Origin of the sequence: uncultured Dokdonia sp. (assembly GCF_947492535.1) — a bacterium.
In the GTDB taxonomy this organism is placed as follows: domain Bacteria; phylum Bacteroidota; class Bacteroidia; order Flavobacteriales; family Flavobacteriaceae; genus Dokdonia.
This window is the reverse complement of the sequence record NZ_CANLNH010000017.1, coordinates 61,098-73,951: the sequence shown is the minus strand read 5'-3', so window position 1 is coordinate 73,951 and position 12,854 is coordinate 61,098. Positions and strand designations below refer to the sequence as shown.

Annotated in this window: 12 protein-coding genes; 8 read left to right on the top strand and 4 right to left on the bottom strand. The window is 34.2% G+C overall.

The annotated features are described in order from the left end of the window. Window positions 1–13: 13 nt before the first annotated feature. A complete protein-coding gene (locus tag Q1A60_RS18525; protein WP_299767829.1) occupies window positions 14–256 on the top strand; it encodes a hypothetical protein in 243 nt (80 codons plus the stop codon). On the opposite strand, the gene Q1A60_RS18520 is transcribed toward Q1A60_RS18525, so the two are convergent. After that, window positions 245–1,072 (bottom strand): hypothetical protein, encoded by an 828-nt coding sequence (locus tag Q1A60_RS18520; protein WP_299767831.1) that lies wholly within the window; start codon window positions 1,070–1,072, stop codon window positions 245–247. The genes Q1A60_RS18525 and Q1A60_RS18520 overlap by 12 nt on opposite strands. 127 nt (window positions 1,073–1,199) lie before the next feature. Here Q1A60_RS18520 and gcvP point away from each other — a divergent pair, with 127 nt between their 5' ends. From gcvP to Q1A60_RS18485, 7 genes are all read left to right on the top strand, one after another. Further along, on the top strand, window positions 1,200–4,049 hold the full coding sequence (gene gcvP, locus Q1A60_RS18515; protein WP_299767833.1) for an aminomethyl-transferring glycine dehydrogenase: 2,850 nt from the start codon (window positions 1,200–1,202) through the stop codon (window positions 4,047–4,049). A 223-nt stretch (window positions 4,050–4,272) separates the two neighbouring features. Further along, the gene (locus Q1A60_RS18510; RefSeq protein WP_299767835.1) at window positions 4,273–5,334 is read left to right on the top strand and encodes a 3-oxoacyl-ACP synthase III family protein; all 1,062 of its coding nucleotides are present in this window, start codon (window positions 4,273–4,275) and stop codon (window positions 5,332–5,334) included. A gap of 68 nt (window positions 5,335–5,402) precedes the next feature. Further along, window positions 5,403–5,930, top strand: a complete 528-nt coding sequence (locus tag Q1A60_RS18505; protein WP_299767837.1) for a methyltransferase — start codon at window positions 5,403–5,405, stop codon at window positions 5,928–5,930. After that, window positions 5,931–6,782 (top strand): glycosyltransferase family 2 protein, encoded by an 852-nt coding sequence (locus Q1A60_RS18500; protein WP_299767839.1) that lies wholly within the window; start codon window positions 5,931–5,933, stop codon window positions 6,780–6,782. It begins immediately after the preceding gene. A 70-nt stretch (window positions 6,783–6,852) separates the two neighbouring features. Beyond that, window positions 6,853–7,983 (top strand): alkaline phosphatase, encoded by a 1,131-nt coding sequence (locus Q1A60_RS18495; protein WP_299767840.1) that lies wholly within the window; start codon window positions 6,853–6,855, stop codon window positions 7,981–7,983. 74 nt (window positions 7,984–8,057) lie between these two features. Further along, window positions 8,058–8,795 (top strand): ABC transporter permease, encoded by a 738-nt coding sequence (locus Q1A60_RS18490; protein ID WP_299767842.1) that lies wholly within the window; start codon window positions 8,058–8,060, stop codon window positions 8,793–8,795. Beyond that, window positions 8,795–9,556 carry an ATP-binding cassette domain-containing protein gene (locus Q1A60_RS18485; RefSeq protein ID WP_299767844.1) on the top strand — a complete coding sequence of 254 codons (762 nt, stop codon included), beginning with the start codon at window positions 8,795–8,797 and terminating at the stop codon, window positions 9,554–9,556. The genes Q1A60_RS18490 and Q1A60_RS18485 overlap by 1 nt, the downstream gene beginning before the upstream one ends. 28 nt (window positions 9,557–9,584) lie before the next feature. On the opposite strand, the gene Q1A60_RS18480 is transcribed toward Q1A60_RS18485, so the two are convergent. Genes Q1A60_RS18480 through Q1A60_RS18470 form a run of 3 tightly spaced genes read right to left on the bottom strand, consistent with a single transcriptional unit; the run spans window position 9,585 to window position 12,761 of the window. Then, a complete protein-coding gene (locus Q1A60_RS18480) occupies window positions 9,585–11,039 on the bottom strand; it encodes a DUF389 domain-containing protein (RefSeq protein ID WP_299767847.1) in 1,455 nt (484 codons plus the stop codon). Window positions 11,040–11,068: 29 nt separating this feature from the next. Further along, window positions 11,069–12,157, bottom strand: coding sequence for a mannose-1-phosphate guanylyltransferase (locus Q1A60_RS18475; protein ID WP_299767850.1), 1,089 nt, complete (start codon window positions 12,155–12,157; stop codon window positions 11,069–11,071). 7 nt (window positions 12,158–12,164) lie between these two features. Then, the gene (locus Q1A60_RS18470) at window positions 12,165–12,761 is read right to left on the bottom strand and encodes a SprT-like domain-containing protein (protein ID WP_299767853.1); all 597 of its coding nucleotides are present in this window, start codon (window positions 12,759–12,761) and stop codon (window positions 12,165–12,167) included. Between the last annotated feature and the right edge of the window lie 93 nt (window positions 12,762–12,854).

The following is a 12,854-nucleotide window of genomic DNA, read 5'->3' as shown; positions in this document are numbered from 1 at the left end:
GAAAGAATACAATATGAAAGTAAAATTAGAATGTCACGAAGCAAATCATATCTGTGACAAAAATCAATACAAAGAAGCTGGTCTCCTAGAGAAGATAAAGCTTACCTTTCACTTGATGTACTGTAGAGCTTGTAGAACATATACTGCAAACAACACAAAACTTACCAAGGCTATGAATAGCCCAAAAGTTGAGACAGTAAGTCAAGATGAAAAAAATGCTTTAAAAGAAAGACTTGCAAAAGAATTAGGGCAATAAAACGCACAGCAAACTCAGTAAACCAAACCAAATCATAGGCAACCCTTCCACAAAAAAAGAAGCATAATACTTATATTGCTTGTCTGAAGAACATAACAAGCATATAGCAGAAAGCATACCTACCAAACATAAAGAAAACACATTTTTATATTGAATATGATCTTTTAAAAATTCAATAATAAAAAATAGTATAAGTAAACCGATCCCTAAAAGCTTAGTATATTTAATTCCTAAGTTTTTAGGGATCGTATTTATCTCTTCTCGATCATAATTCAGATCTCTAATATCAAATGGTAATGTGATAACGATGATAAATAAAAATCGTTGTACAAAAGTAATCCATACGTCTACACTTAATTCTAACAAACCATCTATTGCTGGCAACAATACCGTTACACCTGCCCAAACAATAGCAATCGTATACATTTTTGCTCCATAAAATGAACGTAAATTACGCTTTCGCGAAAGCACAGGCAGCGCATACAACAATGTAAGCAAACCAAAAACAACACACACATATAATACATCATAAGAAAGTTTCAGTGCATAATACACCATACATCCAAAAGACACCAATGAAAATAATTGAATAGCACGTAAGGATTCTGTGAGACTTAAATGGTGCAGTTTAGCTAAACGTGAATACTTTATAAAATTGTATCCAGTTACACTTGCAAAAAAAACAAAAAAAACAAATTCTTTGTGATAAGAAATGTTGAAAGTTTCATTGGTCACAAACACCAACGAAACCACTGCTAAACTCACATGTATACTACTATTGATATAAAAATCAAAAATACGCTTCAACCATTTCATTAAACAAAAATAAGATAACTGTTAATAAGCTCGTAAAATCGTTTACAACTTACCTAATTGTAGGTTTAAAAGATATATTTTTTACACTTATAAGTCGTAATTTTGTTACTTAAAAATTCAATCCAATATGAATACTGATTCATTTGCTTTACGCCATATCGGCCCAAGAAGATCTGATCTTCCTGCCATGCTTCAAAAAGTAGGTGTTGAAACTATAGATCAACTCATTTTTGAAACAATTCCTGATAATATTAGACTTGAGCAACCGCTTACGCTTGATCCTGCTATGAGTGAACACGAGTTTGCAGCCCATATTCAAGAACTTGCTTCACAAAATAAAGTATTCAACTCATATATTGGGTTAGGATATCATCAAGCAGTTACTCCAGCGGTAATACAACGTAATATTTTAGAAAATCCAGGTTGGTATACTGCATATACGCCTTATCAAGCAGAGATTGCTCAAGGAAGGTTAGAAGCATTACTTAATTATCAAACGATGATTACTGATCTTACAGGTATGGAATTGGCAAACGCTTCTCTATTAGATGAAGCAACTGCTGCTGCCGAAGCAATGGCATTATTATTTGCTGTGCGTAGTAGAGATCAGAAAAAAGCAGGAGTTTCAAAATTCTTTGTATCTGAAGAAATACTACCCCAAACATTATCATTATTACAAACAAGATCAACTCCTATAGGTGTAGAACTTGTTATAGGTAATCATGAATCTTTTGATTTTTCGCAGGATTTCTTTGGAGCTATACTACAATATCCTGGAAAATCTGGACAGGTACACGATATAACAACTTTTGTCAGTAAGGCAAATGATGCAGGGATTAAAGTAGCCGTTGCTGCAGATATTTTAAGCCTTGTAAAACTAAAAGCGCCCGGAGAAATGGGTGTTGATGTTGTCGTGGGAACTACACAACGTTTTGGTATTCCATTAGGATACGGGGGACCTCATGCAGCATATTTTGCTACAAGAGAAGCCTACAAACGTAATATTCCCGGACGTATCATTGGAGTTACAAAAGATATGAATGGAAACCGTGCACTTCGTATGGCACTCCAAACACGAGAACAACACATAAAACGCGATAAAGCAACTTCAAATATTTGTACTGCACAAGTATTACTTGCCGTGATGGCTGGAATGTATGGCGTATATCATGGTCCTGAAGGATTAACGCATATTGCAAATAAAGTTCACAACTCAACAACGACTCTTGCAGATGCATTAGAAAAATTAGGATTATACCAGACAAATACTGCCTATTTTGATACTATTCAAGTAAAAACAGATAGTAATAAAGTAGCAGCAATAGCAACTGAAAACAATATTAATTTTTATTATCCTGACACCAACACGGTATCTATATCAATACATGAAGCAACAACTATAAAAGACATCAATACTATCATTGCTGTTTTTGCAAAAGCACTAGACAAAACTCCTTTTGAAGTACAAGAACTTATAGAAGGAACTAGTATTTCTGGAGGAATTGCTCGTGATACTCCTTTTTTAACTCTAGATGTATTTAACAGTTACCACTCAGAGACAGAATTAATGCGTTACATTAAAAAGTTAGAACGCAAAGATCTTTCTTTAAATCATTCTATGATTTCTTTAGGGTCATGTACGATGAAACTAAATGCTGCATCAGAAATGCTTCCCTTAAGTAATCCACAATGGGGAAATATCCATCCATTTGCGCCTATAGATCAGGCACAAGGATATCAGACTATGCTAAAGAAACTAGAAGATCAACTTACTGAAATTACTGGTTTTGCAGGAACATCATTACAACCTAATTCTGGAGCTCAAGGTGAGTATGCAGGATTAATGGTCATACGTGCTTATCATGAATCAAGAGGTGAATCTCATAGAAATATATGTTTAATCCCGTCTTCTGCTCATGGAACAAATCCCGCAAGTGCAGTAATGGCTGGAATGAAAGTAATTGTTACGAAAGCATTAGAGAATGGAAATATAGATCTAGATGATTTACGTGCAAAAGCTGAAGAACATAAAGACAACCTAGCTGCATTAATGGTAACTTACCCGTCTACTCATGGAGTATATGAAAGTGCCATTAAAGACATTACGAGTATCATTCACGAAAATGGCGGACAAGTATATATGGACGGTGCAAACATGAATGCACAAGTAGCACTTACACATCCAGGAGCTATTGGAGCAGATGTATGTCACCTAAATCTTCATAAAACATTTGCCATCCCTCATGGAGGAGGAGGTCCTGGCGTTGGTCCTATTTGTGTCGCAAGCCAATTAGTTCCTTTTTTACCATCAAATCCAGTGATCACAACAGGAGGAGAAAAAGCGATAACAGCAATATCTGCTGCGCCTTGGGGATCTGCACTAGCTTGTTTAATCTCTTACGCATATATTACAATGCTAGGAGAAAACGGATTACGTAAATCTACAGAGTATGCCATTTTAAATGCAAACTATATTAAAGAGCGTTTAGATGGACATTACCAATGTTTATATACTGGAGAACGTGGTCGTGCAGCACATGAGATGATCATAGATTGTCGTCCATTTAAGGCAAATGGTATTGAAGTTACTGATATTGCTAAACGACTTATGGATTATGGCTTCCATGCACCTACAGTATCTTTTCCAGTAGCAGGAACAATTATGATTGAACCTACAGAAAGTGAAAGTAAAGAAGAGCTTGATCGTTTCTGTGATGCGATGATTAGCATTAGAAAAGAAATTGAGGAAGCAGCAAGTGATCCAAATAATGTCATGAAAAATGCTCCACACACACTTACAATGCTGACAGCTGATACATGGGATTTCCCATACACTAGAGAAAAGGCAGCATACCCATTATCTTATATCGCTGAAAATAAATTTTGGCCTACTGTAAGACGTGTAGATGATGCATATGGAGATCGTAATTTAATATGTACCTGTGCTCCTATTGAAGAATACATGGAAGAAGCATAGTATATTTTAAATATAATAAGATACAATAGCAGGTATGTGTATACCTGCTATTTTTTTTCAGTATTCTCAAAAAAAAATAAAAATCCAACCAGCAACAATCGATCTTTTACTATTTTCTCGAAAATAGTTCTAAATTCATAAAAATTTAATCATAAACTCATCATAAATTAACTATTTAATTGAGTTTCATTACTTTTACCAAATACTAATAAAAAGACCATATATGGGTATTAAGATTACAGGAATAGGAAGCTATATTCCTAGCGCGGTTGAAAAAAATGAAGATTTTAATAACCACTTGTTTCTAAATAGCGATGGTTCTTCTATAAAACATGAAAATACAGTTATTATAGAAAAATTTAAAGCGATCACTGGTATTGAAGAAAGAAGATATGCAAAAGATCATCTTACTTCTTCGGACTTAGGCTTTTTTGCTGCAGAAAAAGCAATTTTAGATGCAGATATAGATCCTGAAACTATAGATTATATTATCGTTGCCCATAACTTTGGAGATGTTCAGAAAGGGAGAGAGCAAAGTGATCTTGTTCCAAGTTTAGCCTCACGTATAAAACACAGTTTGCGTATTAAAAACCCTCGCTGTGTTGCTTATGATATTTTATTTGGATGTCCTGGTTGGATAGAAGGTGTTATACAAGCACAAGCTTTCATAAAAGCAGGAATGGCAAAACGATGCCTTGTTATAGGGACAGAAACCTTATCCCGTGTAGTAGATCCGTACGATAGAGACAGTATGATATACAGTGATGGTGCTGGCGCAACTATTGTCGAAGAAAACAATAATAGCGATACAGGTATTCTTGCTTTTGAATCTGCTACATATACCTATGACGAAGCCTATTTCCTATTTTTCGGAAAATCTAATAATCAAGAGGAATCTCATGATACTAGGTATATAAAAATGCATGGTCGAAAAATTTACAATTTTGCATTAACAAATGTACCTCAGGCAATGAAATCTTGTCTTGACAAGAGTGGAGAAAAAATAGAAAACGTAAAAAAGATATTTATTCATCAAGCAAATGAAAAAATGGATGAAGCAATTTGTGAACGTTTTTTCAAACTATATGACTACCCAATGCCTGACAATGTAATGCCTATGAGCATTCATAAATTAGGAAATAGTTCTGTTGCTACAGTACCTACTGTATTTGATCTTGTTATTAATGGCAAAATAAAAGATCAAGAAGTACATAAAGGTGACTTAATTATATTTGCTAGTGTAGGAGCTGGAATGAATATTAATGCTATTGTATATAGATATTAGATTCGTTTTCGCATTGTCTTTCCAAAAGACATTACCTATCTTCGAATATTACGAAATGAGTTTCTAATATGTACGAAAACACCTTTCCTAGCAAACGCTATAAACACACTATAGAATTTCTAAAAGAAGTTGTACCAAATACAAATGTCAACATCTTAGATCTAGGAGTACGTAATCCATTTGTAGATTTTATGGAACGTGAAGGATATACCGTACAGAATACGACAGGAGAAGACCTTGATTTGGATACCACTGCAGTTCAAAAAGAAGATTATGATGTACTTACTGCTTTTGAGATTTTTGAACACCTCCTCTCTCCTTTTCATGTCGTAAAAGATGTAAAAGCAACTAAAATTGTAGCAAGTATCCCACTTAAGTTGTGGTTTTCTGAAGCGTATCAAAGCAAAACAGATCCTTGGGATAGACATTATCATGAGTTTGAAGATTGGCAATTTGATTGGGTTTTTGAAAAAGCAGGATGGGAAATTAAAAAACGACAAAAGTTCACAAATCCCGTAAAGAAATTAGGAATCAGGCCGCTATTACGACTATTTACACCAAGGTATTACCTCATCTATGCCGAAAAAAAGTCATAAATGGATGTATATATTGTCATACCCTGTCATAATGAGGCTACACTCATTTCGCAAACATTAGATTCTCTCGTAGTTCAGACAATGCTTCCTAAAAAGATTGTTGTCGTAAATGACCATAGTACTGACAATTCTGAGGAGGTAATATCCGCTTTCGCGAAAGCGTACTCATTCATAACCCTCGTTAATTCTAATGCCGAAGCACAGCACTTGCCCGGCAGTAAAGTAATACAAGCATTTCAAAAAGGATTAGAAACATTAGATGACCACTATGATATTATATGCAAATTTGATGCAGATCTTATCTTCCCTCCTAATTATCTAGAAACCATCATTTCTCATTTTAAGCAAAACCCAAAAGCAGGAATGGTAGGTGGATTTTGCTATATCAAAAAACAAGAGCAATGGGTTCTAGAAAACTTAACTAATAAAGACCATATTAGAGGAGCGCTTAAAGCCTATAGAAAAGATTGTTTTAAACAAATAAACGGGCTTAAAGCTGCTATGGGTTGGGACACTATTGATGAATTACAATCAAAATATCATGGATGGCACATCATTACAGACGAAAAACTCGCTGTAAAACATTTAAAGCCTACCGGAAACACCTATACAAAAGCAGCAAAATACAAACAAGGACAAGCATTTTATGGCATGCGTTATGGTTTTATACTTACAGCAATAGCCTCCTTAAAGTTAGCATTTCGTAAAAGAAAAATAGGATTCTTTTTTGATTATATGAGTGGTTATTTTCGCGCAAAGCGATATAAACAACCGTATCTTGTCACAAAGGAAGAAGGAATATTTATTAGAAAATTAAGATGGCAAGGTATTATTTCTAAAATCACACCATAAATTCTTAACACTATCCTGATAAAATACCTTTTATATATTAGTATTTTTACACCTTTATAAAGCACACATTATGTCTACATTTAGATTTCAATTTATAGCGATCGCATCGTTATGCATATTATTTTCTTGTGCCACCAAGGAAATTACTACAACACCGCAATCGCCATCTGTCCCACAAACACCTCCTGTAAAAAAGAAAAAAGCACCAAAAAACATCATTATGATGATTGCTGATGGTACGGGGATAAGTCAAATATCTTCTACACAGTTTTATCATTCAAAACCTTCTAATTACGAGCGATTTAAACATATTGGACTCATAAAAACATCCTCTGCAAGTGATCTCATTACTGATTCTGCAGCAGGAGCTACTTCATTTGCCTCAGGAATAAAAACCTATAATGGTGCTATAGGTGTAAATACAGATACTATTGCAACACCTACCATTCTCGAAGAGTTATCTGAGCGCGGATACGCTACAGGAGTGATTGCGACCTCAACCATTACACATGCAACACCTGCAAGCTTTTATGCGCATGTAAAATATCGTAAAATGGAAGAAGAAATTGCAGAAGCACTCACCTACTCTTCTGTTGACTTTTTTGCTGGAGGCGGACTTAAATTTTTTAATAATAGATCAGATCAAAAGGACTTACTAAGCGATCTTACAAAAAATGGATTTGACGTAGCTACTTCTGCTATTAACCCTACAATGCCAACAGATCCAAATAAAAAATATGGATTTCTTCTTTCAGATGGAGGAATACCAAAAATGATTGATGGAAGAGGTTCTTTTCTTCATGATGCCACTTCGTTGGGTATTTCTTATTTAAATAAAGATAAAGATGGTTTTTTCTTAATGGTAGAAGGTTCTCAAATAGACTGGGGAGGGCATGCAAATGATGCAGATTACCTTATAGGAGAAATGATCGATTTTGATGTCGTTCTAGGAAAAGTATTAGATTTTGCAAAAAAAGATCAAAACACGCTTGTTATAGTAACTGCCGATCATGAAACTGGAGGGTTTACACTCGCTTCTGATGAAGGTAATTACAATAAGATCAAGCCTTCATTTTCTACAGATGGACACTCAGCGACGATGGTTCCTGTTTTTGCTTATGGTCCAGGTGCAGAAGATTTTTCTGGAATCTATGAAAACACAGATATCTACAAAAAAATTAAAGCGTTACTCAAATTATAGAACTATCACAAAGCCATAACAAAATAATGCTTCACTAGTTTATTTTGTTAATTTAGCTTTCTTAAAGCAATTGCATGACATATCTACACGATATAGGTAAATACTTCTTAATGATAAAAGAGACCTTTGTGAAACCAACAAAAGGGAAAGTCTTGAGAGTATTGATATTTAAAGAAATTGATGATTTAATCATTGGTTCTTTAGGGATTGTAGCCTTTATCTCTTTTTTTGTAGGAGGTGTAGTTGCCATACAAACCGCTTTAAACCTTACCAATCCTATAATTCCGAAGCAACTTATTGGTTTTGCTTCTAGGCAATCTGTTATACTTGAATTTGCGCCTACCTTTCTCTCTATTATTATGGCTGGAAAAGTAGGTTCTTTTATTACTTCGAGTATAGGCACTATGCGTGTTACTGAGCAAATTGATGCCTTAGAAGTCATGGGAATTAACTCCTTAAACTATCTTGTATTCCCTAAGATAGTTGCCATGTGTTTTTATCCTTTTGTCATTGCCATCGCTATGTTTTTAGGAATATTGGGAGCATATATTGCTGCCGTATACGGAGGCTTCACAACTGCCGATCAATTTTTAACAGGTTTAAAAGATGATTTTATTCCATTTCATATCGTATACGCTTTTTTAAAGACCTTTATTTTTTCTTTCCTACTAGCTACTATTCCATCTTTTCACGGATTTTATATGCGTGGTGGGGCTCTTGAAGTAGGTAAAGCGAGTACAACATCTTTTGTTTGGACGAGTGTCGCTATTATTGTCACAAATTATTTTATAACTCAAATGTTGTTAAGCTAATGATAGAAGTAAGAGATTTAAAAAAAGGATTTGGTGACGTAGAAGTTCTTAAAGGACTAACGACTTCTTTTGACAAAGGAAAAACCAACCTCATTATTGGACAAAGTGGATCTGGAAAGACTGTGTTTATCAAAAGCATGTTAGGTTTATTTAGACCTGATAGTGGCAAAATCCTATATGACGGAATTTGTTATTCTGATTTAGATTTTGAAGATCAACGTGCTATTAGAGAAAAAATAGGAATGGTTTTTCAAGGAAGTGCTCTTTTTGATTCTATGACTGTTGAGGAAAATATTATGTTTCCGCTACAGATGTTTACCAAGATGAAAAAAGGAGAAATGCGTGAACGTGCAAACATAGTAATAGATCGTGTAAATCTTGAAAATGCTAATCATAAATTACCTTCAGAAATCTCTGGAGGAATGCAGAAACGTGTTGCCATTGCTAGAGCTATTGTAAACAATCCTAAGTATCTTTTTTGTGACGAACCAAACTCTGGGTTAGATCCACATACAGCTACAGTTATTGACAACCTAATTCAAGAAATTACCGAAGAGTTTAATATCACAACCATTATCAACACGCATGATATGAACTCTGTAATGGAAATTGGGGAAAAAATTGTTTTCCTGAAAGAGGGGCATCTTGCTTGGGAAGGCGATAAAACTCAAATTTTCAAAACAGATAATGAAGAAGTAACCAACTTTGTATACTCTTCTAATCTATTTAAAATGGTTCGTAAGGCTCAGAATTCTCAGTAAAAGTTTATTTTAAAATACGAATACAAATTTATCGCACAATAAGTGTATCCAACTTCAATTTAAAATCCAACCATTTGTACAAACGTTCTTTATCTTTTGTAAGTACATCATCTGCTATAGAATCTTTCCATACAGCATCAAATACAGTAAGTGTGTCTATATTCTCTAGATTAGACATATACGTCCTAGAATAACTTAACGCTTTGAGGTTTTCATATTGAATCTTTGCTTCTTCGCAAATTTCTGAAAAAGGAATCAATGCTTCCTCAAGTTTGCTTAACTGCAACACTTTTTGTTCTAAATAAATAATCTTTTGGTCTTTATTAAGAATATCTAAAGAATCTCTAGATCGTAATTCAGCCATATAACGCACCTCATCTTTATAATCATCACCGTCATCATTTCTTTGAAAAGGCAGTGTTAATCTAACTCCTTGTAACGCACTGTAATCTTGAAGCCTTGCTCTGAGAACATTCATAGTCTCCTCAGATATCTTATCATTTCCAAATGGAGTAATATCGATACTAGAAATATCACTCTTATTATAGGTGTAGCTAGCATATTTTTTAATAAAACCAGCGTTAGGCAAGGCATCAAATTCTTTTTCTATAAATCGTTTTGCATCATTTTTAAAAGTACTTTCTTTATAAACACTCCAGAATGTCCACGCTGGAAAAATCATTACCAAAAAAGCGACAATAGATGTTAGTCTTGCAATATTCTTTCTTCGTTTAGAATTTGCATAACGAATCATTGGGAATCGTAATACTTTAAGTACAATAAATGTAGCCAGGGCAATAAATACAGTATTTATTAAAAACAAATACATGGCTCCACCTGCAAAACCAAGCCCTTTTTCATTACCAATAAAAGCTTCAGCTAGCCCATATCCTACAGTACATAAAGGAGGCATCAAGGCAGTGGCAATAGCTACTCCAAAAATCACACTGGCAATGGTTCCTTTTTTAGTACGAGCAATGATTAAAGCTAATCCTCCAAAAAAGGCAATCAATACATCTCTTATATCTGGCTTAGTACGTGCTAATAACTCTGAAGATTCTTCGCGTAAAGGAAATAACCAAAAGAATAAAAACGCAGTAAGTACACTTAGAAGAATCATTACACCAAAATTGATAAATGATTTTTTAAGTGTGAAAATATCATTAATTGCAATAGACATTCCTATTCCTAAAATAGGTCCCATTAATGGAGAAATAAGCATGGCTCCAATAACAACTGCTGTAGAATTTGCATTTAACCCTATGGAAGCCACAAAAATAGAACATATCAAAATCCAAGCGGTTGCTCCTTTAAAAGGAATATCACTTTTAATGTGCTCTATAGTGACTTCACGATCTGTATCTGCTCTAAAGTCAAGAAGTTCCACCACAAAAGATTTCAAACTTTCCCAAAGTCCTTTTGCATCTTGTTTTACAGCTTCTTTATTTTTGTTTTGTTGGATTTCTTTATCTGCTTCGTCCATATTCTTCAAACTATAAACTTGATTTTAATCTACCCTAAGTTACTACCAAATTTTGATTGTACAGCATTACGTATTTCTTTAATATCTTGCTCTTTAGATTTTGGCACTATAACGAGAACATCTTCCTTTTCAACGATAATATAATCCTTAAGACCATCTACCACTACCACTTTATCACGTTCAGTTCTAATAATAGTTCCTGAAGTATTTGAAGTAATCACCTTTGCGTTTATAATGGCATTTTCATCTTGATCTTTATCCATTTTTTCATATAAAGAACCCCAAGTACCTAGGTCATTCCAATCAAAAGTAGCAGGCACTACTTTTACTTGCTTGTGTTTTTCCATGATCCCATAATCAATACTTATATTTTCGGCATCTGGATAATATTGATTAATAAATGCTTGTTCGTCGGGAGTATTATACACAGGAATACCATTTGCAAATAGTGTATACATTTCTGGAAGATGGGCTTTAAACCCATTAAGAACGGTTTGTGCGCTCCAGATAAACATTCCTGCATTCCATAAATAGTCGCCGCTTTCAACAAATTGTTTGGCTGTAGGATAATCTGGTTTTTCTGTAAAACGTTTAACCGCTTTCGCGAAAGCGGAATCAGATTGATCATAATTTATATAACCGTATCCAGTATTAGGAAACGTAGGTTTAATGCCTAATGTCGTAATTACATCTTCTTCTTGTGATGCGTCAAATGCAATTTGTAAATCACATACAAAAGCATCTTCATCTTCTATCCAAGCATCACTTGGCGCCACAATCATTACTGCATCAGGATTTTCTTTTTCCACCTTTAACGCTGATAATAAAATACAAGGTGCCGTATTACGCATAGCAGATTCTAATACAATATTTTTCTGTGCTATCTGCGGGATTTGCTCTTTAACAAGCGCATTATACTTGCTATTTGTAAGCACTAATATTTGATCTTCAGGTACAAGTTTGGCTAATCTATGAAAGGTTTTCTGTAATAAAGTTTCACCAGTACCCAACATATCGTGAAATTGTTTAGGATAGGATTCAACACTTACAGGCCAAAATCGTGAACCGACACCGCCTGCCATTAATAATGCATAATAATTTTTATTCTTTTCACTCATACTTCTCTTAATCCAATTGTTCAATCTCAGCATTAGGCTGAAATAAGTACACCTTTCCCGTAGCTAATTCTACACATTCATAGCGTTTTACACGCTTATTCCCTTTTCTAAAAATTTTACCATTATAAATTCTAAACCTAGACCCTGGTGGAATCTCAAAGATATAATTTTTATCAGTGGGCGGATCATACTTTTTAAGTGCTACAGACAAGTGTGCATCTGTATCACTACTCGCTTTAGGGTTTTTAAAATGACGCGCTATATATGGCAACACTTCTTGTGGAAAAACATCAGGCCTAATAAATGGTAACATCAATAATTGAAAGGTTTGTTTCCACTCCTTACCATGTGGCTTTATAAAACGTCCATACTTTTCAAAAGCTACCAAATGAGCTATCTCATGAATAAGTGTCATTAAAAATCGATATTTATTAAGACTTACATTTACTGTAATTTGATGTTGGCCGTCGGGCATTCTCCTATAATCTCCATGTCGTGTAATACGTTCATTTACAATTTTCAAATACACCCCATGTGTTTTGATAAGCTCAAAAGCAGGTTGTACGGCACGTTCTGGAATATATTTAGTAAGTATTTCTACCATAGGAATCTTCTTCTAAAGTAAGAATATTCTATATGTCTGACAAGTACTAAAAGTGTTTCATTTTATTAGTGAAATTCTATTTTAAAAAGTTAA